The sequence below is a fragment of the Mesorhizobium sp. BE184 genome (genome assembly GCF_031457045.1).
Taxonomy (GTDB): domain Bacteria; phylum Pseudomonadota; class Alphaproteobacteria; order Rhizobiales; family Rhizobiaceae; genus Mesorhizobium.
Genome location: NZ_JAVDVU010000003.1, coordinates 51,967 through 71,758, shown reverse-complemented (window position 1 = coordinate 71,758; position 19,792 = coordinate 51,967). Strand labels below are relative to the sequence as shown.

Annotated in this window: 24 protein-coding genes; 9 read left to right on the top strand and 15 right to left on the bottom strand. The window is 61.7% G+C overall.

Features of this window, described 5'->3' with window-relative positions:
- The first annotated feature begins 44 nt into the window (after window positions 1-44).
- Window positions 45-962, top strand: coding sequence for a diacylglycerol kinase family protein (locus J2X35_RS13930; protein WP_056112587.1), 918 nt, complete (start codon window positions 45-47; stop codon window positions 960-962).
- A 26-nt stretch (window positions 963-988) separates the two neighbouring features.
- Here J2X35_RS13930 and J2X35_RS13925 read toward each other — a convergent pair whose 3' ends face one another.
- Window positions 989-1,165, bottom strand: a complete 177-nt coding sequence (locus tag J2X35_RS13925; protein ID WP_310186370.1) for a hypothetical protein — start codon at window positions 1,163-1,165, stop codon at window positions 989-991.
- Window positions 1,166-1,304: 139 nt separating this feature from the next.
- Between J2X35_RS13925 and J2X35_RS13920 the strand changes: the two genes are divergently transcribed.
- Entirely contained in the window at window positions 1,305-2,831 is a 1,527-nt protein-coding gene (locus J2X35_RS13920) for an HWE histidine kinase domain-containing protein (protein ID WP_310186368.1), read from the top strand.
- A gap of 29 nt (window positions 2,832-2,860) precedes the next feature.
- Here the strand turns inward: J2X35_RS13920 and J2X35_RS13915 are convergent, their stop codons facing one another.
- The 3 genes from J2X35_RS13915 to J2X35_RS13905 all read right to left on the bottom strand — a co-directional run bounded on the left by J2X35_RS13915 (window position 2,861) and on the right by J2X35_RS13905 (window position 4,528).
- A complete protein-coding gene (locus tag J2X35_RS13915) occupies window positions 2,861-3,313 on the bottom strand; it encodes a hypothetical protein (RefSeq protein WP_056112590.1) in 453 nt (150 codons plus the stop codon).
- 15 nt (window positions 3,314-3,328) lie between these two features.
- A complete protein-coding gene (locus J2X35_RS13910; protein WP_056112594.1) occupies window positions 3,329-3,655 on the bottom strand; it encodes a YqjD family protein in 327 nt (108 codons plus the stop codon).
- Between the two features lie 114 nt (window positions 3,656-3,769).
- Window positions 3,770-4,528 carry a Crp/Fnr family transcriptional regulator gene (locus J2X35_RS13905; protein WP_056116122.1) on the bottom strand — a complete coding sequence of 253 codons (759 nt, stop codon included), beginning with the start codon at window positions 4,526-4,528 and terminating at the stop codon, window positions 3,770-3,772.
- A gap of 149 nt (window positions 4,529-4,677) precedes the next feature.
- Between J2X35_RS13905 and J2X35_RS13900 the strand changes: the two genes are divergently transcribed.
- Complete coding sequence (locus tag J2X35_RS13900) at window positions 4,678-5,064, top strand: response regulator (protein ID WP_310186364.1); 387 nt, start codon at window positions 4,678-4,680, stop codon at window positions 5,062-5,064.
- A gap of 55 nt (window positions 5,065-5,119) precedes the next feature.
- Here the strand turns inward: J2X35_RS13900 and J2X35_RS13895 are convergent, their stop codons facing one another.
- Window positions 5,120-5,668: a sigma-70 family RNA polymerase sigma factor gene (locus tag J2X35_RS13895; RefSeq protein ID WP_056112597.1), complete on the bottom strand. Its 549-nt coding sequence runs from the start codon at window positions 5,666-5,668 to the stop codon at window positions 5,120-5,122.
- A gap of 3 nt (window positions 5,669-5,671) precedes the next feature.
- Complete coding sequence (locus tag J2X35_RS13890; protein ID WP_056112600.1) at window positions 5,672-5,872, bottom strand: NepR family anti-sigma factor; 201 nt, start codon at window positions 5,870-5,872, stop codon at window positions 5,672-5,674.
- Between the two features lie 214 nt (window positions 5,873-6,086).
- Between J2X35_RS13890 and J2X35_RS13885 the strand changes: the two genes are divergently transcribed.
- From J2X35_RS13885 to J2X35_RS13865, 5 genes are all read left to right on the top strand, one after another.
- A complete protein-coding gene (locus tag J2X35_RS13885) occupies window positions 6,087-6,881 on the top strand; it encodes a response regulator (RefSeq protein WP_056112603.1) in 795 nt (264 codons plus the stop codon).
- An 87-nt stretch (window positions 6,882-6,968) separates the two neighbouring features.
- Entirely contained in the window at window positions 6,969-7,133 is a 165-nt protein-coding gene (locus J2X35_RS13880) for a DUF1328 domain-containing protein (protein ID WP_082542470.1), read from the top strand.
- Window positions 7,134-7,372: 239 nt separating this feature from the next.
- Window positions 7,373-8,320, top strand: a complete 948-nt coding sequence (locus J2X35_RS13875; protein WP_310186361.1) for an HWE histidine kinase domain-containing protein — start codon at window positions 7,373-7,375, stop codon at window positions 8,318-8,320.
- 129 nt (window positions 8,321-8,449) lie between these two features.
- Window positions 8,450-8,776, top strand: coding sequence for a hypothetical protein (locus tag J2X35_RS13870; protein ID WP_310186360.1), 327 nt, complete (start codon window positions 8,450-8,452; stop codon window positions 8,774-8,776).
- A gap of 91 nt (window positions 8,777-8,867) precedes the next feature.
- Complete coding sequence (locus tag J2X35_RS13865; protein ID WP_056112611.1) at window positions 8,868-9,116, top strand: YMGG-like glycine zipper-containing protein; 249 nt, start codon at window positions 8,868-8,870, stop codon at window positions 9,114-9,116.
- Window positions 9,117-9,165: 49 nt separating this feature from the next.
- Here the strand turns inward: J2X35_RS13865 and J2X35_RS13860 are convergent, their stop codons facing one another.
- From J2X35_RS13860 to xylF, 4 genes are all read right to left on the bottom strand, one after another.
- Window positions 9,166-10,788 carry a CHASE domain-containing protein gene (locus J2X35_RS13860; protein ID WP_310186357.1) on the bottom strand — a complete coding sequence of 541 codons (1,623 nt, stop codon included), beginning with the start codon at window positions 10,786-10,788 and terminating at the stop codon, window positions 9,166-9,168.
- A 109-nt stretch (window positions 10,789-10,897) separates the two neighbouring features.
- Window positions 10,898-11,686: an ATP-binding cassette domain-containing protein gene (locus J2X35_RS13855; RefSeq protein ID WP_056112618.1), complete on the bottom strand. Its 789-nt coding sequence runs from the start codon at window positions 11,684-11,686 to the stop codon at window positions 10,898-10,900.
- 12 nt (window positions 11,687-11,698) lie between these two features.
- Window positions 11,699-13,015 carry a sugar ABC transporter permease gene (locus tag J2X35_RS13850; protein ID WP_310186353.1) on the bottom strand — a complete coding sequence of 439 codons (1,317 nt, stop codon included), beginning with the start codon at window positions 13,013-13,015 and terminating at the stop codon, window positions 11,699-11,701.
- 145 nt (window positions 13,016-13,160) lie between these two features.
- A complete protein-coding gene (gene xylF, locus J2X35_RS13845) occupies window positions 13,161-14,201 on the bottom strand; it encodes a D-xylose ABC transporter substrate-binding protein (protein WP_056112624.1) in 1,041 nt (346 codons plus the stop codon).
- A 238-nt stretch (window positions 14,202-14,439) separates the two neighbouring features.
- Between xylF and J2X35_RS13840 the strand changes: the two genes are divergently transcribed.
- Window positions 14,440-15,684 (top strand): ROK family protein, encoded by a 1,245-nt coding sequence (locus J2X35_RS13840; RefSeq protein ID WP_310186349.1) that lies wholly within the window; start codon window positions 14,440-14,442, stop codon window positions 15,682-15,684.
- A gap of 6 nt (window positions 15,685-15,690) precedes the next feature.
- On the opposite strand, the gene phoB is transcribed toward J2X35_RS13840, so the two are convergent.
- From phoB to pstC, 5 genes are read right to left on the bottom strand one after another with little or no spacing between them, the layout of a single operon-like run.
- On the bottom strand, window positions 15,691-16,380 hold the full coding sequence (phoB, locus tag J2X35_RS13835) for a phosphate regulon transcriptional regulator PhoB (protein ID WP_056112629.1): 690 nt from the start codon (window positions 16,378-16,380) through the stop codon (window positions 15,691-15,693).
- Window positions 16,381-16,397: 17 nt separating this feature from the next.
- Window positions 16,398-17,099, bottom strand: coding sequence for a phosphate signaling complex protein PhoU (phoU, locus tag J2X35_RS13830; RefSeq protein WP_056112632.1), 702 nt, complete (start codon window positions 17,097-17,099; stop codon window positions 16,398-16,400).
- Window positions 17,100-17,128: 29 nt separating this feature from the next.
- Window positions 17,129-17,941 carry a phosphate ABC transporter ATP-binding protein PstB gene (pstB, locus tag J2X35_RS13825; protein ID WP_056112635.1) on the bottom strand — a complete coding sequence of 271 codons (813 nt, stop codon included), beginning with the start codon at window positions 17,939-17,941 and terminating at the stop codon, window positions 17,129-17,131.
- A gap of 6 nt (window positions 17,942-17,947) precedes the next feature.
- Window positions 17,948-18,793, bottom strand: a complete 846-nt coding sequence (pstA, locus tag J2X35_RS13820) for a phosphate ABC transporter permease PstA (RefSeq protein WP_310186345.1) — start codon at window positions 18,791-18,793, stop codon at window positions 17,948-17,950.
- Between the two features lies 1 nt (window position 18,794).
- Window positions 18,795-19,784 (bottom strand): phosphate ABC transporter permease subunit PstC, encoded by a 990-nt coding sequence (gene pstC / locus J2X35_RS13815; RefSeq protein WP_310186343.1) that lies wholly within the window; start codon window positions 19,782-19,784, stop codon window positions 18,795-18,797.
- Window positions 19,785-19,792: the final 8 nt, after the last annotated feature.

The following is a 19,792-nucleotide window of genomic DNA, read 5'->3' as shown; positions in this document are numbered from 1 at the left end:
TCCGGCCGGTTTTTGTTCGGGGAAAGGTATCCTTGGCGAGGGGCATGCGATTTGCAGCGGTGCTGAACCGAGAGGGCGGCACGTTGCGCACAACCGATCTTCAGGCATTCAGTTCCCGCATGCGCGAAGTGCTCGAACAGGCCGGTCATTCGCTTGTTATCGACATTGTCGATGGCAGCGAGGTCGAGCAGCATCTGCGCAAGGCCGCGGCACGGCGGAACATAGACATCGTGCTCGCCGGCGGGGGCGATGGCACGATATCCACCGCGGCCGCCATCCTCATGGGCAAAAAGAAGGCGCTGGCGATCCTGCCCGCCGGGACCATGAACCTTTTCGCGCGGGGACTCGGAATCCCGCAGACACTGGACGCGGCCATCGTGGCTTTCGCCAGCGGCAAGATCATCGCAGTCGATGTGGCGACTGCCAATGGCGAACCGTTCGTGCACCAGTTTTCGATCGGCATGCATGCAAAGATGGTGCAGTTGCGCGAAAAAATGGAATTCGGCTCACGCCTCGGCAAGATCCGGGCATCGGCTCGCGCTGCCTGGGCAACGATAAACAATCCTCCCGCCATGAACGTCACGCTGACCATCGGCGATGCCGAAATAAAAACCCGCACCACCGGCATCGGCGTCACCAACAATCTGTTTGGCGAAGGCCACCTTCCCTATGCCGATAACCCTGCCGGCGGCGTCCTGGGCATCTATGTCACCCTGGCGCGCCAGCGTGGCGAATTGGTCAGGTTTTTCTTCAACATGGCGCGCGGCAAATGGCGCGACAACGAACATGTGGAAATCCATCAGGCCAACAAGGCGACGCTCGCCATCGGTTCCTCCCGCAGGCCTCGTGCCGTCATTGATGGAGAGTTGGTCAAACTTGAATCTCTAACGGCCCTGGCGATTCATCCGCGCGCGCTGAACGTTCTGGTGCCGGCAGCCGCAGTCAAGGCAAAAGCGGCATGATGCTCACGCCGCAGCCCCGACACCGCCTACCCGTTGGGCGTCTGGGCCTGGCCGGCAGGCGTACCCGCATCGATGATTTCGCCGTAGAACTCGGCTGCCCCCCATGCGGCGAAAGCCAGAAGCAGGGCGGCGATAAGAACAATCAGGACCTGACGGCCCCTGCGCCCCTGTCGGGCATCGGTATCGGAAACGATTTTGGTCATATTCGGCCTCCATGGAGTCGGCGCTGTGAGGCGTCGTGGAAGTTGGTTGTGAACCAACGGTTCCTCTCAGCTAAGGTTCCGGGCCGTCTCGGCGGGACTGAGCCGGCTTCGGCAAAGAGCCAAAAATTCCGGGGGCTTCGTGGGCGAAAGTAAAGGTATCGGACTGCCCGCAAAGGTACGCCGGGCGGTTGACGACGAACACAGGCTAAGTGTCCTCCAGGACCTTCAGACCCTTGGCGCTACGGCTGATGCGGATTTCGACCGGCTCACCAGCCTTGCCGCCTTCCTGATGAAGACGCCGGTCGCGCTGGTGACGCTTCTCGACGTCGAGCGGCAATGGTTCAAGTCGTGTGTCGGCTTGGATAGCGCCGGCACCGACACCAATATTTCATTCTGCGCCCATGCCATTGCCGCGGGTGACAAAGCCATGATCGTCACCGATGCCACGACCGATCCGCGTTTCCTTGCCAATCCGCTGGTCACGGGTGCGGAACATATCCGTTTTTACGCCGGGGCGCCGATGATCGTCGCTGGCGCCCGCATCGGAACGCTTTGCGTGCTCGATCGCGAACCCCGTGGTTTGCCATCCGACGAGCAGCTGCAGCAGCTTGAATCCATGGCGGCTCTGGCCGCCAGCCTGTTCACGCTGAAGGATTCGAGTCGCAGCGGCGTCTTGGCGAAGGCAGCGCTTCGACTTGAGGAGCAACGCCGCGCCATCGCACTGGATGCGGCGGCGCTTGCCAGTTGGGTCTGGAACGTGCGGACGAATACGGTCGATTGCGACGTCTTGCTGCCCCAGATGTTGAACCTGCCGCGCGCGACGCGGCTGACGGCCCGCGAGGTCCTGCGTGCGGTGGATCGCCGCGACGTCAAGGGAACCCAAGCGCGTTTTCTCGACACGCTGAACGGTGAAGACCAGTATTCCGGCGAATTCCGCGTCAAAGGCTTCGACCCGCCCCGATGGCTGGCTACCCGTGGCCGCGTCATCGAGCGCGACGACGATGGCAGGCCGACCCTTATTTTCGGCGTGAACTACGATGTCACCGAACGGCGTCTTGGCGACGACCGCCAGCGCCTGCTGCTGCGCGAGTTGAACCATCGCGTCAAGAACACGCTGGCGACCGTGCAGGCTCTGGCGACGCAGACAGTCCGTCATGCCAGCGACCCGGGTGAGTTTCTTGCCGCCTTCAGCGGCAGGCTCCAGGCCTTGGGTGCAGCCCATAACCTGCTTTCGGATCGCGAATGGCGTGGCATCGGCATCCGGGAACTGGTGCAGATCGAGACGCGGCCGTTCGATGCAAGAGACGGGCAGCGCATCCAGGTTTCCGGCCCGGACATCTTCCTGACCCCGGATCAGGCGGTTGGATTGGGGCTTGTCCTGCACGAACTATCCAACAACGCGCTCCAGTACGGCGCATTGTCCGGGGCGACAGGCATCGTCGAACTTTCCTGGAGAGCGCACGGCGGCGTCAAGGATCGCAAACTGACGCTGACCTGGACCGAACATGGCGGGCCGGCGGTTTCGCCGCCCGCGCGCCACGGCTTCGGCTCAATCTTGATCCGCCGCAGCCTCGCCAAGGTGCTTTCCAGCGAAGTGGCGCATGAATTTCGCCCGGAAGGCGTGCACGCCCGCATTTCCATACCCTTGGAGGACGGGCTCGCCTGAGCTACGCGGGCAGGCTCCCGAACGGGAGCTCAGCCCTCGTCAGGCCCGGGCGGCGGTTTCACGTTTTCGCGGTAAATCGCATAGGCCGCCAGCGCAATCGCCGGACCGATGATGGCGCCCAGACCGACCTTCCCGCGCAGCAGTGTAGGGAGGAGCGCGAGCGCGGTGGTTGCGCCAACGGCTGCTAGATCCGCCTTGCGGCGTCTTGCCCGCCGCCGCGACCTGGAGCCGGCGGACAGCTTGAACATCACCACGACAAGGCCGGCAACCACGACAAACACAACGCCGAAGCCAAGCGCGGTTTCAATCGGTCCATAGCGGACAGCCGCCCACATATAGGCCGCTCCAATAAAGAACCCCGCGCCGACAAGGAAGAATACCGCAGCCAGCGTGTAGGCCACGGCTCCCAGTTTTGCGCGCTGAATCGCTGCCGCCGTCTCGCCCGAAGCGAGCCCCGCAAGCAGGGTTGCCAGCATTCCCATGATTTCGGCGCGATCCTAGCGGCGTGAAAGCAAAGCGAACAGGAAGCCGACGCCTGCGGCGATCGCCAGCGACGTCACCGGCTTTTCGCGCACGTTGGCGAGAACCTGCTCTTCAAGATCGCGGGCATTGCTCTTGAGGCTTTCCATGGCCGCCTCGCCCTGCACGCGCAGTTGCTCCACACCTTCGGTGGCTGCACGTTTGGCGGTGCCGTAGCTATGCTGCCCCGTCGCGGCCAGCTGCTTGGTCAGCTTTTCGATGTCTGCCTTGAGCAGCTTGATGTCGGCTTCCAGATCGGATGTCGACCTGCTCTCGTTGACGGTCTTTCCAGCTACAGTGGCCATACTGAACTCCTTGTTGTGTATGCCGGTTGAAACGTCCGTCGCCGGGCAAGGTTCCGGATTGAATCATCTCCTTTGAAATCCTTCGGCAGAGAAGGCAACAAAGGCACGAAACGATCAAATCAAAGGCCGCTTGCCTTCGCCGAGCCCTTCCCATCCCGCCAATTGGCGCAGCCCCTTGGCGTCAGTCACTTCGCAGCCATCCTTCCAGACGATCAGCTTGCGTTCGACGAGCTTGCGGATCGTCTTATTGGTGTGCACGAGCGAAAGACCGAGCGTATCGGCGACATGCTGCTGGGTAATGGGGATTTCGATCGGCTTTTTGCCGTTGAGACCCACACCGACGGCACGATCGGCAATGAAGGCGATCAGATAGGCGGCGCGCTCAAGCGCCGAGCGGCGGCCGATGGAGAGAAGGTTCTCATCCAGCATGCGCTCCTCGCGCGACGCCAGCCAGGTTATGTCATAGGCAAGCTCAGGATGCCGTTGGTACAACTCCGGCAGTTCATCCCGCTGGAACATGCACAAAAGCATGTCCGAAAGCGCCTCGATGGAATGCTGCATCTCACCCATGATGCTGCCCTGTAGGCCGATCAGATCGCCAGGCATCACATAGTTGAGGATTTGACGGCGCCCGTCGGACAAAAGTTTGTAGCGGAAGCCCCATCCCGAAAGAACGGTGAACAGATGGGCGCTGTGACTGCCCTCGACAAGAACGGTCGCGCCTTTGGCGGCGGCAAGCTCGCCCTTCTTGAACTTGCTGATGAATGCCAGTTCCTGCGTTTCGAATTCGCGGAAAAGCGGAAGCGGCCTCAGCGGGCATTCTTCACACGGATATCGGCGCGTGGAAAAAACACGGTCTTTCTGGCCCGACATTTCCATCATCTCACTAAGATACTGATTTTCAATAGCCTTTTCAGGCCAGGAATTTTAGCGAAGTCTCAATCACTGTACATTTTTTTTAAATGACAGCGTCGCCAATTCCGTTCATGAGTCAGACTGATTTTCAAGGAGTTATTGTTGAAGTGTCCCTTTTGCTGAATGGCCTGCGCGTGCTCATTCTCGAAGACGAGTTTCTTATCGCCATGGACGTCGAACAATTGTGCCGTGACCATGGCGCAAGCGACGTTTCCATTGCCCGCGATCTTACCGAAATTGACGTCAGCCAGGTCAAGGCTGCCTTTGACGTCGCCATCGTCGATCTGATGCTGAACGGCACTTCCACCGTCGAATTCGCCGCCACCCTGCGCGACCATAAGGTTCCGTTCGTCTTCGCCTCCGGCTATTCCGACACCCCTGAACTTCTGAGCGCCTTTCCAGGGGTCAAACTGGTGGCGAAACCATATTCCGGCGAAGATCTGGTCGAGGCGGTCGCTTCAACCTGCGGTCGCACCTCGGTGCCGGCAAGCTAGAGACATCCGTCCGGCATTTTCTGCCGGCTTTGGTTAAGGTGCTGCCGGCCGCGGGTCAGGCGGCGGAAGAACCCATGACCTGGGAGGATATAGCGTCCGGGCCGTACTCGTCCTCGCCCGAAATCTTCAGTATGTCCTGCAGCTTGGTGCGGGCGCGGCTGACGCGGCTCTTGATCGTGCCAACGGCGCATCCGCAAATCTCGGCCGCTTCCTCATAGGAAAAGCCCGAGGCTCCGATGAGGATGATAGCCTCGCGCTGGTCTTCGGGAAGCTGTTCCAGCGCGCCGCGAAAATCCTTCAGGTCAAGCTGCCCATGCTGGGCGGGGTGGACGGCCAGGCGGCTCGTCATGATGCCTTCGCTGTCCTGGACCTCACGGCCACGCTTGCGCATCTGCGAATAGAATTCGTTGCGCAGGATCGTGAACAGCCAGGCTTTCAGATTGGTGCCGGGCTGAAAGCTTTCATGCTTGTCCCAGGCCTTGACCAGCGTTTCCTGGACCAGATCATCCGCCTTGTCGGAATTTTGCGTCAGTGAGACGGCAAACGCCCGCAAGGACGGGATGGAACCGAGAAGATCGGTTTTGAAGCGCGGTGATACGGACATGTTTCAGTCCTTTTTCTGCGCGGGTTCAGAATTCTCCAGCTGCGACAGGAGCTGAGCGAAACGATCGGGAACGTCGTCCGAAACCAGCTCGTCATAATATTGCTTGAGCTTGCGCCCGATTTCGGAGTTCGATCCGAGAGGGTTCGCCGAACCCGCCCGGCGCGGCGGCGCGCCGGCGATCGTATCCTTGCCCATGGTCTTCATTCTGCCTTGTCCCGTCCCCAAACGCTTCTAACACTCAACTCCGGGCACACAAGCCCCCTCGTCAGGTAGCCCGATTTTTGGCCTAAACGCTTTCGCACGGAACTGGTTCCCACAAGGTGGAACTTTTTCCCGGTATCGGCGTTCTCGAGTATGGGATTTGGAAACTGCCCGCACCGCAATTGATCTTTCACGTCACATGAGGGAGACGTCAACCATGAGCCTATCCGCTACCATCGCCCCACATCTGCCTTACCTGCGAAGGTTTTCACGAGCCGTTTCGGGATCGCAGGAGAGCGGCGACGCAATGGTTGCGGCGATGCTGGAGGCAATCATCGCCGATGTGGGGATTTTCCCGCGGGCTTCCAATGACCGCATTGCCCTCTACCGCATATTCGCCAAGCTGTTCACATCCGTGGCCATCCGCGTTCCCCAGGAACAGAGCCAATCCGCATGGGAGCAGCGCGCGGTGACGAATCTCAATGCGCTGGCCCCGCTGCCGCGCCAGGCTTTTCTTTTGGTGGCCGTCGAAGGCTTCAGCGAGGCCGAAGCGGCCGAGGTCCTCGATGTCAGCGAAGAGGAGTTCACCGAGCTTCTGTCGCAGGCCAGCAACGAGATTTCACGGCAGGTCGCCACCGATGTCCTCATCATCGAGGATGAGCCGCTGATCGCCATGGATATCGAGGAAATGGTCGAAAGCCTCGGCCACCGCGTCGTCGGAACGGCGCGCACCCATGCGGAGGCGGTGGCCATGTTCGGCAAGACTCGCCCGAAGATGGTGCTGGCCGACATCCAGCTTGCCGATGGCAGTTCAGGGCTTGAGGCCGTCAACGAGATCCTCTCCTCGACCTCGGTGCCTGTGATCTTCATCACGGCATTCCCGGAGCGCCTGCTGACCGGCGAAAGGCCGGAGCCGGCCTTCCTGGTGACGAAGCCCTTCAACCCCGACATGGTCAAGGCGTTGATCAGCCAGGCGCTGTTTTTCGACCGCCATGCGAAAGCCGCCGCCTGACGCTGCATTTCCTTCTCTTTTCGGCTAATCGACGGAACTAACGCCACCGGCTTTGCGTTTTGTCGCATCATTGGAAGGAGATGGAACATGCTTTATTGGGCGCTCGTTTTTCTGGTTGTAGCCATCATTGCGGGCGCGCTTGGATTCGGCGGTATTGCGGGAGCATCCGCCGGTCTCGCGAAGATATTGTTCTTTGTCTTCCTCGCCTTCCTGGTCATTTCGCTGTTGGCGGGTCTTTTCCGCCGCGCCTGAACACTGGAAGCCGCACCCCCTCAAACGGTTTCCAGCCACCGCCGGGCAGTGTTCCGCAATGGAACGCCGTCCGGCGGAACTTTTTGGGATCAGCTTACTAATTGTCAACGGAACCTATCCCTGCCTGTGCCGTTCCAAGGAAATGGCATGGGAAAAACCGGATATTCCGTCTGAAACGAAGCTGGCAGGCCCCTGAGATGTCTGAGGAAATCGTTAGCCTGCCGAGCGATCGAGGTGAGATGCTTGGCCGCGCAATGATGCATGCGCTGCGCAATGCCGGTGTCTCCGTTCTTTACCAAGATCCCGAACTCAAGGCTGTCTGGGCGCGCAACATGCGCGCCCCCTGGATGACAGAGGATGAAGACCGCAGCATCCTTTCCCCCTCCCAGAACGAACAAATCCTCACGTCGCGCCGCGCCGTGGTCGCCAACGGACAGTCCGAACGGTTCGAACTCACCGTCGTCGCCGACGACAGAGTCCGCTGGTTCGAGGTATGGGTCGATGCGGATCTGGACGAGACCGGCAAGATTCAGGGCGTGATTACGACCAAGATCGAAACGACAGAACAAAAGCAGCGCGAGCAGACCCTGAAAGTGTTGCTGCGCGAAGTCAGCCACCGTTCGAAGAACCTCCTGGCGATCATCCAGAGCATCGCCACCCAGACCGGTCGCTATTCGGAGACCATAAGCGACTTTCTCGGCCGCTTTCGCGGCAGGCTGCAATCTCTGGCCTCATCCCAGGACCTCGTCACCTCCTCGAACTGGCGCGGCGCCGAGTTGCGGGAACTTGTGACGGGCCAGGTCGGCCGCTACGGGTTCGATCCCGCCCGCGCCCTCCGTTTCCAGGGCATGAACCCCTACATCAATCCCAATGCAACGCTCCATATCGGCCTCGCCATGCACGAACTGGCGGTCAACTCGGTCAGCTACGGTGCGCTGTCGCAACCGGAAGGCTTCGTCGAAATCAGCGCCGATTTCGAGGCGGAAGGCGAAGGCAGGATACTTGTCCTGACCTGGCGCGAGGCGATCTCCGCCGGCGACAGCGTTCGCAATGAGCGCCGCTTCGGCAGCGTGGCGCTCGAGCGCGTTGTGCCGGCCTCGCTCAATGGCAGCGCCACGCTGGATATTTCCAACGACAGGCTGGAATATCGCCTCGTCGTTCCGCACGGAAATTTCGAGGCAGCCTGACCGCGCCTGCCTGTCGGCTTGCGTGAGACGCCCGGCATTCGACCAAGGTTACCCATCCATCCACTGACTTTTGCGCCCCACGGAACTTCGACGCGGGAAATCCGTTTCTTGTGGCGAAAGGATCCAGCGATGGAACATATTGCTGCAGTGCTTCTGATTATCGGCTGCTCGAACGATCTTTCCCAGTGCCGCGAACTGCCCGCACCGGTGACCATCTTCGAGACTGCGGACGAATGCATGAGCGAACGCCCGTTCACTCTGAATTCGATGGGAAAGGCGGCAGAACGGGTTCTGGGTACTTGCATCGCCGTGGACCCGGCTCTCGAAGAGGAAGAAGGTGAACTGGTCTGGAGCGTCAATCCGGATGGGTCTCTCAATGCCGCTTTCGAAACGCCGGCAGTGGTTGTCGCATCAAATAACTTGCGCCAACAAAAAGACTATCTTAGCCAAGAATAGTCTATTGCGGCCGGCCACCGCCCTCTCGTGCTAGAGGTTGGAGGACATGCCGTAAGGCAGAGACGTTTTTCAAAGCGAGAGGAGTGACTTCATGCGGAAGCTCATGTTGGCCGTTGCCGCCGTTGCGGCGCTTAGCGGCTGCACCACGACCGAACAGGACGTGGGTGTTGGTACGGCGGCAGGCGCGCTGATCGGCGGCGCCGTTGGCGGTGGTCGAGGCGCCCTTATCGGCGCCGCGGTCGGCGCCGGTTCAGGCCTTCTGGTGCGCAATCTGCGCAACGGCTATTGCCAGTACCGCAGCCCGCGGACGGGCCGTATCTATACGGCGCGTTGCAACTAAGCATCGAGAAGAGGCCGGCTTTGCCGGCCTCTTTTTTCCATCCTTGGTTCTAGGCCTTCAGCGGAATGCTGATGGCAACCTTGAGACCATCGGCGTGGAAATCGCGCTCGATGGCGCCGCGCAGTTCGCGCGTGATGTTCATGTCGATAAGCTTGGTGCCGAAACCGGTTGTCTGAGGCGCTTTGACATCCTTGCGGCCTGTCTCGCGCCAGTTGAGCCGAAGCATGCGGTTCTGCCCGATACCTTCGACGCGCCAATCGACCTTCAGCGCCTCGGTGGAATTGCCGGCATCGCCATATTTAAGCGCGTTGGTGGCCAATTCGTGGAAAGTCAGGCCCAGCGCTTGCGTCGTTGTCTCGTCCAATAGCACTTCCGGACCTGAAAGCAGGTCGTCGGGCAGATCCTTGCCGAACACCTGGCCCAGCTCGATTTGCAACAGGTCGCGGAGGTCGGCTTTCTGCCAGCGTGAGCGTGTCAGCATGTCCTGTGAGGCAGCCATGGCCTGCAGGCGCGCCGCGAAGGAATTGGAGAACTCCTTGATGTCGGCGGCTCCCGCCGCCGTTTGACGCGCCATCGCCAGCACGCGCGTGATCGAGTTCTTGATGCGATGCTTCATTTCCTGGAGCATCAGATCCTTCTCCAGCAGGCTCTTCTCGGATGTCTCGTGCATTTCTGCGACCGCCTCGAAGGCGCGCTGCTGGAAGCGGGCGACCAAAGCAATGGCGCCTGCGAGCAGAAGGCCGAACAGGCCGAGCATGACCGGAATGCCGCGTGAGGATGGCGGCGAGAAACCGCTGGTTGGCCGGAACTGCACGACCCATTCGCGCCCGGCAACGGCAATTTTTCGGGTCACCACCAGATCGGCGCCGATGGAATGAACCGGGGGGGTCTCCGATCGGAAGAGCAGGTTCTGGCCCTCGCCGCTGGTGTCATAGACCTCGATGTTGACCGGCAGTAGCGGGGCACGGTTCAGAGCAACCTGGAAAAGCTCCCGGGCGCGGAAGGCGGCGTAGAGGAAGCCGGTCGTCGCCGGGCGATCGGCATCGATGCCGTCCGGCGCCGTCGCCGCGTTCAGACGGACGAAGACGAGGAAACCGGTGAAGGTCTGACCGGCCTGCGTCGCCTGGCCGAGCACCACCGGGCCGGTCGCGTGCTGCTCGTCGTCCGTCATCGCCTTTTCCAGCGCCGCCCGTCGTTCGGGGTCGGTCGCCATATCGTAGCCGATGGCAGCGCGGTTCGAGGCATCCAGCGGCTCGAACATCACGATCGGCGTGCGCCATGGAAAGGTCGTCGCCGGATAGACCGCCCGCATCTCCCCGATATTGCGCTGAATCTCGCGCTGGGCGATGATTTCGTCGCCGGTTTTCACCAGCTTCAACATGCCGATGCCGCGCAAGCCGGCAAAATGGCCATCTATGTCGAGCGCGTTGAAGAACGAACTGAACTCGCTGCGGGAAACGTCGCTCTTGCGCACATCGAACAGCGCCTTGGTCGAGCGCAGCAGCGAAAGATGGAGGTCGGCGCGGCTTTCGATCCGGTTCAGTGCATCGTCGGCGACCGCGTCGAACTTGATGCGCGCGGCTTCCTGCGTTGCGAAATAGGCGAACCCGGCCATCGCAAGGCTGATCAGCGCAACGGCGACAAACGCTATAACTGGGAAAAGTTTTTTCAACGGTGGATGCGGGCCCTGCGGTTCCGCACCTTATTAGCAAGTCCTTGCGCCAACACAATGGCGAGCGTCACACTGTCGCCGCAGAGAGCCGCGGGCCCCTTGTGCCGGTTCAGGCTGCGATCTTGAGCGCGCCGGGGCCAGGTATGGCGCCGGGCGGGCATTTGCCCAGGATGATCATGCCGAGCACCTCGTCCTGGGTGACGTCCTGCGTGCGTGCCGTGCCGACCACCTGCCCGTTCTTCATGACGCAGACCCGGTCGGCCAGGTCGAAGACATCGTGGATGTCGTGACTGATCAGGAAGATGCCGATGCCGTCGGCCTTAAGCTGCTTCACCAGTTCGCCCACTTGGGCCGTTTCCTGCGGTCCGAGCGCCGCCGTCGGTTCGTCCATGATCAGGATGCGGGCATTGAACAGGATAGCGCGGGCGATGGCGACCGACTGCCGCTGGCCTCCGGAGAGCTTCACCACCGGCTCCTTGAAGCGCTGGAAGCGCGGGTTGAGCCGCCCCATCACCTTGCGGGCTTCCGCCTCCATGGCGACGTCGTCCAGCGTGTTGTACTGGGTCATGATCTCGCGGCCGAGAAACAGATTGGCAGCCGCATCGACATTGTCCGCCAGCGCCAGCGTCTGGTAGATCGTCTCGATGCCGTATTTCTTGGCGTCGCGCGGATTGTTGATCTGCGCTTCCTCGCCATTGACGAATATCTGCCCGGCATCGCGCTTGTAGGCGCCGGAGAGTATCTTGATGAAGGTCGACTTGCCGGCGCCATTGTGGCCGAGCAGCGCCACCACCTCGCCTGGATAGAGGTCGCAGGATGCGCTGTCGACGGCGCGGATGCCGCCGAAAGCGATGGAGATGTCCTTCATTTCGATGAGCGGAGTACCGGTTCGGTCCATGATCCTGCTCCCTCAGACGCGTTTGCGATAGAAAGTATCAAGCCAGACGGCGACGACAAGCACCGCGCCGACAACGATGTTCTGCAGCGGCGTGTCGATGCCCAACAGCACCATGCCCGATTGCAGCGACTGCATCAGCAGCGCGCCCAGCATGGCGCCGATCACAGTTCCCGAACCGCCGGCGAGCGACGTGCCGCCGATGACCGCCGCCGCGATGACCAGCAGTTCGTCCAGCGTGCCCAGCGAGTTGGTCGAAGCATTGAGGCGGGCCGAGGAAATCGCCGCGGCGATGGCGCCCAGGACGCCCATGATCATGAACACCTTCATGGTCACCCAACGCGTGTTGATGCCGGCGAGGCTGGCCGCCTCCGGGTTGCCGCCGATGGCGAAGACGTAACGTCCGAAACGCGTGCGGTTGGTGACGAAGGTCATGACGATGCCGACAATGACCGCGATCAGCACCGGAATGGCGATGCCGTGGGCGATGAACAGTCCGCCTTCCGGAACCGGGATGCCGCTGGCCTCGGCGTAGCGTTTCACGATGCCAGCCGGCCAGGGATAGGAATTGGCGATCCAGACGGCGCCAAGGATGACCGCACAGGCAACCGCGCCGAGGAAGGCTTCAGCCCATACGGGGCGGAGCGGGAATTTGAAGCGCTTGCGCTGGGTGCGTCCGTTGAGAAGCAGCCCGACCACCGCGGCGCAGGCGACCAGCCCTACGACCCAGCTCCACATCGAGCCGATCGATCCAGCCGGCCCGCCGCCCATGAGCTGGAAGGTCGAGTCGAGCGGCGCAACCGTCTGTCCGCTGGTGACCCACCACGCAGCGCCACGCCAGACCAGTAGGCCGCCCAGCGTGACGATGAAGGCCGGGACGTCGAGATAGGCGATGATGAAACCCTGGAACGCGCCGATCAGAAGGCCCACCGCCACGCCAACCGCCAGCGCAATGACCCAGATCCAGGGGTTTCCGAGATCGAACCCCATGACGCGGATCAGTATATGCGCCTGCGTCACGCCCATGATCATACCGACGACGCCTTCCAGCGAGCCGACTGATAGGTCGATGTTGCGCATGACGATGACCAGCACCATGCCGGTGGCCATGATGGCGACCGAGGACGACTGCACCGAAAGGTTCCAGAGATTTCGCGGCGTCAGGAACAGGCCGCCTGAAAGGATATGAAGTCCGACCCAGATGATGATCAATGCGGCGACCATCCCGAGCATGCGGGTGTCGAGCTCGGTCGCCTGAAGAAAGCGGCCGACGGCATTGAGCTCTGAAGCGCGGGCCTGGTCCGCGCGGGCGCTGGACGTCGAATCTGTCATGAAATCCTCCCACCGGTTTGCCGTCTGGCGCGGATGCCGGAAGCCGATCGTAGCTGCATTCCCTTCGTCCCGGAAGCGGAAAGCACCTTGAGAAACGCCGCGACCGTGAGGCCGCGGCGTCGTTTGCTGGACAAGGGCCTGCGGTTTAGTTGCAGACCGAAACGCTGCCGGCCTTCACGCCGGTGCAGACTGCGTCCTTGGAAATCCAGCCGGCGTCGATGACGACGTTCAGATTGTCCTTGGTGATGGCGACCGGGGTCAGGAACACCGACTTGACGGTGTTTCCGCCAGGCGTGGTGAAATCCTTTGCCCCGGCGATGTCGCCCATGGCCTTGCCGTCGGCGAGCTGCGAGGCGATTTCGGCGGCGTTCTTGCCAAGATCGCGCGCATCCTTGAACACCGACACCGTCTGCGTACCCAGCGCGATACGGTTCAGCGCGGCATGGTCAGCGTCCTGGCCCGAAACCGGAACCGAGCCGGCAAGGCCCTGTGCCTGAAGCGCTGCGATTGCGCCGCCGGCGGTGCCGTCATTGGCAGCAACGACAGCGTCGACCTTGTTGTCGTTGGCAGTCAGGAACTGCTCCATGTTCTTCTGGGCGTTGGCAGGCAGCCAGCCGTCGGTATAGGCCTCGCCGACATTCTTGATCTTGCCGGCGTCGATGGCGCCCTTGAGAACTTCCATGGCGCCAGCGAACAGGAAATCGGCGTTCGGATCGGCGCCCGAACCCTTGATGAACACGTAGTTGCCTTCCGGCTTGACAGCGAACACGGCCTTCGCCTGCAAACGGCCGACTTCCGTGTTGTCGAAGGTCAGGTAAAAGGCATCCTTGTTTTCGATCAGGCGGTCGTAGCCAACCACCGGAATGCCTTCGTCGACGGCCTTCTGCACAGCCGGACCGATGGCGGAAGCGTCCTGTGCCAGGATGATGAGCGCGTTGGCGCCCTGGCTGATCAGGCTTTCCACATCGGCAAGCTGCTTGGTCGGGTTGGACTGGGCGTCGGCGGAGATGTATTTATCGCCAGCGGCTTCGATAGCCTTCTTCATGGCCGCCTCGTCGGTCTTCCAGCGCTCTTCCTGGAAGTTGGACCAGGACACGCCGATTACCTTGTCTTTCGCATGGGCGACGGACGCCAGCGTCAAAGACAAAGCAACACCCGCCAACATGGCGGTTGCAAATTTCCTCATGATTTCCTCCCTGCGCCGCTCGGCGCTGACTAATTGGCCTTAAGACCCGTACAGAAGCTCTTTTTTTCGAGCCTCAAAAAAAATCATGACGTAAGGATTGGCCGCTGTCAACGGATTTCATTTTCGGATTTCTATTTTTTCGAGTTCCGAAAAAATAATGACAGCCCGCGTGGCTTCTGCCACAATTGACATCTTGCCGATTGCCGTGCCCTAGCAATCGCAAGGGGAGGAAATAACGATGTCGGTGGGAATCCGCCACGACGATTTGCGGCGGCGCAATCGTGCCATGGTCATCTCGGCCGTGCGCCGGGACGGCCAGCCTTCACGCACAGAGATCGCAGCGACGACGGGTCTCAGCCACTCGACCATATCGGCTATATCCTCCGACCTCATCGGCGAATGCGTGTTGATGGAAGCGCGCGGCGAAACCACGTCGTTGAAGCGCGGCCGTCCGCAGGTCGCGCTTGCGCTCAATCCGGATGCGGCCGTGGTCGCCGCCGTGGTCCTCTCCCTCAATTTCCTCTCAGCCGCGATCATCGACTATACCGGCCATGTGGTAGCCGAGGAGCATCGCCGGCTCGACACCCAGCATATGGGTCGCGAAGACCTCATCCGGCAATGCATCGACATTGTCGGCCAAGGCCTGGACCGCCTGCAACTCAGCGGCCGCCGGGTTCTGCGCATCGCGCTCGCCGTACAAGGCATCACCGACGCTCAGGCCCGCATCCTGCTCTGGACGCCGATCACCCCTCACACCGACATCCCGTTCGCCGACTTGCTGGAAGCCCGCTTCGGCATTCCGGTCATTGTCGAGAACGACTGCAACATGATGGCCGAGGCGCTGCGCTGGCGGAACCCCGAGCGCTACCGTGAGGATTTCATCGCCATCCTCCTCTCCCACGGTATCGGCATGGGCATGATTTTGAAGGGCGAGTTGTTCACCGGCACGCATTCTTCCGGCGGTGAGTTCGGCCACATGATCCACAAGCCCGATGGCGCGCGCTGCCGCTGCGGCCGACGCGGCTGCGTCGAAGCCTATGCCGGCAATTACGCCATCTGGCGCAATGCCCATGGCCTCGCCGAAAGCTCCGAACCGGCAGCCAACATCGTCGATGACGACATGCAGGCGCTTGCCGCCTTGGCGCGCGAAGGCGATGGCCCCGAACGCGAGGCCTATCGTACGGCCGGCGAAGCGCTGGGTTTTGGACTAGGCAGCCTGTTCGCGCTGATCGATCCTGCGCCTGTGGCCGTGGTCGGCATCGGCGCAGCGGCATTCGACCTTATCGAGCCGTCATTGCGCGCGGCAATCGCCAGAACGGCTGGCGGCCAGCATTCCGGTTCGATCTCCTTCGACACCGAGCCCGACGAACGGCCGCTCATCCGCGAAGGCTGCGCCATGCGGGCGCTCACCTTCGTCGATCAGGAGATATTCGCACCCGGCAGTCAGCCGCAGGAATCGAGCAGGCAGGCGGCTGTTATTTGAGGAAAGTCAGTCCTCGCGGATGGCGTAGCCGGCGCCGCGGATCGTGCGGATGACGTCAGGCATCCGTCCGGTGTTGACTGCCTTGCGCAACCGCCCGACATGCACGTCGACTGTGCGCTCGTCGATATAGATCGTCTCGCCCCAGACATTGTCGAGGAGCTGGCTGCGCGAAAACACCCGGCCGGGGTGCCGCATCATGAACTCGAGCAGCCTGAACTCGGTCGGCCCAAGGCGGATCTCGCTCTTCTTGCGGTAGACTCGGTGCGATTCCCGGTCGAGCACGATGTCGCCGACCTTCAGCACCGAAGACAGCACCTCGGGCTTTGCCCGGCGCAGCAACGCCTTCACCCGCGCCATGAATTCGGGCGTCGAGAACGGCTTGACCAGATAGTCGTCGGCCCCGGTCGAAAGGCCACGCACCCGGTCGCTTTCCTCGCCGCGCGCCGTCAGCATGATAACCGGCAGCCTCTCGGTTTCGGGTCGCATCCGCAGACGCCGGCAAAGCTCGATACCGGAGACCGCGGGCACCATCCAGTCGAGGACGAGGAGATCCGGAACGTTCTCCTGCAGCCGGATCTCGGCCTCGTCGCCACGGGTTACGACTTCGACATGGTAGCCTTCGGATTCGAGATTGTAGCGGAGGAGGACGCCCAGCGGCTCCTCGTCCTCCACCACCATGATACGCGGTGCAATCATTGCTAGCCTTTCAGCCGTCACGCAGCCGGCGCTGCCGTCTCGTCAAGCTTGGGCCTGTTCGGCGGCAGTTGCTCGCCCGTCAGCACATAATAGGCGTTTTCGGCGATGTTGGTGACGTGGTCGCCGATCCGCTCGAGATTCTTGGCGCAGAACAGCAGATGCGTGCAAGCGGTAATGTTGCGCGGGTCCTCCATCATGTAGGTCAGGAGCTCGCGGAACACCGACGTGTATTTGACGTCGATCCGCTCGTCGTCGGTTCTCAGCTTGGACAGGGCCGGCGCGTTGCCGACGCTGTATTCGTCTACCACCGCATGGACCTGTTCCAGCACCAGTTGGGCCATCGATTCGATCGAGTGCGACAGGTCGCGCGGAACGGTGTGTTCGCCGACCGCGCCGACACGCTTGGCAATGTTCTTGGCCAGATCGCCGATCCGCTCCATGTCGCCGGCCATGCGAATGGCGCCGAGTACCGAACGGAGATCATCGGCCATCGGCTGGCGTTTGGCGATAAGCGTGATGGCCCGGCCGTCCAGTTCACGCTGGCGCGCGTCCATGATGGCGTCATCGGAAATGACGTGCTGCGCCAACGCATTGTCGGCGCCGAGCAGAGCCCGCGTCGAGCTGCCGACCATCAGGCCGGCGAGCTCGCCCATCCCGTGGATGAGCTTGCTGATCTGGGCGAGATCTTCGTCGAAGGATGCGACCGTATGTTCGCTCATGATGCTGTCCTCGTATGACGCGGGCGAAATCAGCCGAACCGGCCGGTGATGTAGTCCTGCGTGCGCTTCTCGCCCGGCGACGTGAACATCTTCTCGGTCTTGTCGTATTCGATCAGTTCGCCGAGATACATGAACGCCGTCTGGCTGGAGACGCGCGCCGCCTGCTGCATGTTGTGGGTGACGATGACAATCGTGTAGTCCACCTGCAACTCATCGATGAGTTCCTCGATCTTGGCGGTCGATAGCGGATCGAGCGCCGACGCCGGCTCGTCGAGCAGGATGACCTCCGGCTTCACCGCCACGGTGCGCGCGATGCACAACCGCTGCTGTTGGCCGCCCGAAAGGCTGAGGCCGCTGGCGTCGAGCTTGTCCTTGACCTCGTTCCACAGCGCCGCGCGATGCAGCGCCTGTTCGACCCGGACGTCCATTTCCGACTTCGAAAGCTTCTCATAGAGGCGGATGCCGAAGGCGATGTTCTCGTAGATCGACATCGGAAACGGCGTCGGCTTCTGGAACACCATGCCGATCTTGGTGCGCAGCAGGTTGAGGTCCTGCGAACGGTCGAGGATGTTCTTGCCGTCGAGCAGGACCTGCCCGTCGGCGCGCTGCTTCGGATAGAGCTCGTAGATGCGGTTGAAGACGCGCAGCAGCGTCGATTTTCCGCAACCCGACGGACCGATGAAGGCGGTGACGCTGCGGGCCGGAAGCGACAGCGATATGTTCTTCAGCGCCTTCGACTCACCGTAGTAGAAGTTGAGATCCTTGACCTCGATCTTGGTGGTTTTGGGAGCGAGGGCGATGGCATCTGACATGGCGATTTCATTGGACAGCATCGGTTTCATATCTCTCTAGGTCCTGCGTCCGGTGAGGCTCCGGGCGATGATCGACAGCGCCAGAACCGTGAGGGTGATGATGAGCGCGCCCGTCCAGGCCAATTGCTGCCATTCCTCATAGGGGCTGAGCGCGAACTGGAAGATGGTGACCGGCAGGCTGGCCATGGGTGCGTTGAGGTTGCTCGACCAGAACTGGTTGTTCAGCGCCGTGAACAGAAGCGGCGCGGTTTCGCCGGATATGCGGGCGATGGCCAGAAGGATGCCGGTGACGATACCCGAAAGCGCGGCGCGGTAGGCGACCGAGCGTATGACGATCCAGCGCGGCGCCCCGATGGCCGCGCCTGCTTCGCGCAGCGAATTCGGCACCAGTGTCAGCATGTCTTCCGTGGTGCGGACCACAACCGGTATCACGAGGATGGCCAGCGCGAACGAGCCGGCGATGGCTGAGAAATGTCCCATCGGCCGCACCAGCAGCTCATAGACGAACAGGCCGACGATGATCGAGGGCGCCGAGAGCAGGATGTCGTTGATGAAACGCACCACCACCGTGAGCTTCGAGAACCGGCCATATTCGGCCATGTAGGTGCCGGCCAGGATGCCGATCGGCGTGCCAACGATGATGCCGATCAAAGTCATGGCGATGGAGCCGGCGATGGCGTTCAGCAGGCCGCCGGCGTCGCCGGGGGGCGGCGTCATTTCCGTGAAGACGGAAAGCGAAAGACCGGCGACGCCCTTCCACAGAAGCGCGCCGAGGATGAGCGCCAGCCAGGCAAGGCCGATGCCGGCCGCCGCCATGCACAGCGTCATCATCACCGAGTTTCTGGCCTTGCGGCGGGCATGAAGCGATGAAGCGGTGGACATGTCAGGCTCCGGCGCGACGTTCGAGGCGCAGCAGCATGAAGCGCGCTATCGCCAGGATGAAGAAGGTGAGGATGAACAGGATCAGGCCGAGCGCGACCAGCGAGGACGTGTAGAGCGTCCCGTCGGCCTCGGTGAATTCATTGGCGATGGTGGCCGAGATCGTCGTTCCCGGCGCAAACAGCGAAGCGCTGATGCGATGGGCGTTGCCGATGACGAAGGTCACAGCCATGGTTTCGCCAAGCGCACGCCCGAGGCCCAGCATGACGCCGCCCATGATGCCGATGCGCGTATATGGAATAACGACGCGGCGCGTGACTTCCCAGGTTGTGCAGCCGATCCCGTAGGCCGACTCCTTCAGAACCGCCGGCACCGTGTCGAAAACGTCCTTGGTGATGGAGGTGATGAAAGGCAGCACCATGATCGCGAGGATGAGCGCCGAGGTCAGCATGCCGATGCCGTAGGGCGGTCCGGCAAACAGGCTGTTGAGGCCCGGGACGCCATGAAAGACATTGATGATGAAGGGCTGCAGGGTCGTCTGCAGGAAGGGCGCGAAAACGAACAGGCCCCAGATGCCGTAGATGATGGACGGGATGCCGGCCAGGAGCTCGACAGCGATGCCGATGGGGCGCTGGAGCGGGCGGGGGCAGAGTTCAGTCAGGAACACGGCAATGCCGATGCCGATGGGAACAGCGATCAGGATGGCGATCGCGGCCGTCACAACGGTGCCGTAGATCGGAGCCAGGGCGCCGAATTTCTCCGTCACCGGGTTCCAGGATTCGGTGGTCAGGAACGAGAAGCCGAATTTGGAGAGCGCTTCCCACGAACCAACCACAAGGGAGAAGCCGACACCCCCGAGGATGAGCAGCACGAGAATGGCGGCGCCGCGTGTGCTGTTGCGGAACAGCGTATCCGTAAGCGCGAACCGCCGGACCCGGCTTTCCCTGGCCTGGGCGGCAAGCGACGATGGCATGGCTTCGGCAACGATGGTCATGGATTCTC

Coding starts and splice junctions, on each gene's coding strand:
- phoU (WP_056112632.1), bottom strand. CDS start 17,099: ATGAGCGAACATACGGTCGCATCCTTCGACGAAGATCTCGCCCAGATC.
- pstB (WP_056112635.1), bottom strand. CDS start 17,941: ATGAAACCGATGCTGTCCAATGAAATCGCCATGTCAGATGCCATCGCC.
- J2X35_RS13905 (WP_056116122.1), bottom strand. CDS start 4,528: ATGTCGGGCCAGAAAGACCGTGTTTTTTCCACGCGCCGATATCCGTGT.
- J2X35_RS13915 (WP_056112590.1), bottom strand. CDS start 3,313: ATGGGAATGCTGGCAACCCTGCTTGCGGGGCTCGCTTCGGGCGAGACG.
- phoB (WP_056112629.1), bottom strand. CDS start 16,380: ATGATTGCACCGCGTATCATGGTGGTGGAGGACGAGGAGCCGCTGGGC.
- J2X35_RS13925 (WP_310186370.1), bottom strand. CDS start 1,165: ATGACCAAAATCGTTTCCGATACCGATGCCCGACAGGGGCGCAGGGGC.
- pstA (WP_310186345.1), bottom strand. CDS start 18,793: ATGTCCACCGCTTCATCGCTTCATGCCCGCCGCAAGGCCAGAAACTCG.
- xylF (WP_056112624.1), bottom strand. CDS start 14,201: ATGAGGAAATTTGCAACCGCCATGTTGGCGGGTGTTGCTTTGTCTTTG.
- J2X35_RS13890 (WP_056112600.1), bottom strand. CDS start 5,872: ATGAAGACCATGGGCAAGGATACGATCGCCGGCGCGCCGCCGCGCCGG.
- J2X35_RS13865 (WP_056112611.1), top strand. CDS start 8,868: ATGCGGAAGCTCATGTTGGCCGTTGCCGCCGTTGCGGCGCTTAGCGGC.
- pstC (WP_310186343.1), bottom strand. CDS start 19,784: ATGACCATCGTTGCCGAAGCCATGCCATCGTCGCTTGCCGCCCAGGCC.
- J2X35_RS13870 (WP_310186360.1), top strand. CDS start 8,450: ATGGAACATATTGCTGCAGTGCTTCTGATTATCGGCTGCTCGAACGAT.
- J2X35_RS13855 (WP_056112618.1), bottom strand. CDS start 11,686: ATGGACCGAACCGGTACTCCGCTCATCGAAATGAAGGACATCTCCATC.
- J2X35_RS13875 (WP_310186361.1), top strand. CDS start 7,373: ATGCTTGGCCGCGCAATGATGCATGCGCTGCGCAATGCCGGTGTCTCC.
- J2X35_RS13895 (WP_056112597.1), bottom strand. CDS start 5,668: ATGTCCGTATCACCGCGCTTCAAAACCGATCTTCTCGGTTCCATCCCG.
- J2X35_RS13910 (WP_056112594.1), bottom strand. CDS start 3,655: ATGGCCACTGTAGCTGGAAAGACCGTCAACGAGAGCAGGTCGACATCC.
- J2X35_RS13840 (WP_310186349.1), top strand. CDS start 14,440: ATGTCGGTGGGAATCCGCCACGACGATTTGCGGCGGCGCAATCGTGCC.
- J2X35_RS13880 (WP_082542470.1), top strand. CDS start 6,969: ATGCTTTATTGGGCGCTCGTTTTTCTGGTTGTAGCCATCATTGCGGGC.
- J2X35_RS13930 (WP_056112587.1), top strand. CDS start 45: ATGCGATTTGCAGCGGTGCTGAACCGAGAGGGCGGCACGTTGCGCACA.
- J2X35_RS13850 (WP_310186353.1), bottom strand. CDS start 13,015: ATGACAGATTCGACGTCCAGCGCCCGCGCGGACCAGGCCCGCGCTTCA.
- J2X35_RS13885 (WP_056112603.1), top strand. CDS start 6,087: ATGAGCCTATCCGCTACCATCGCCCCACATCTGCCTTACCTGCGAAGG.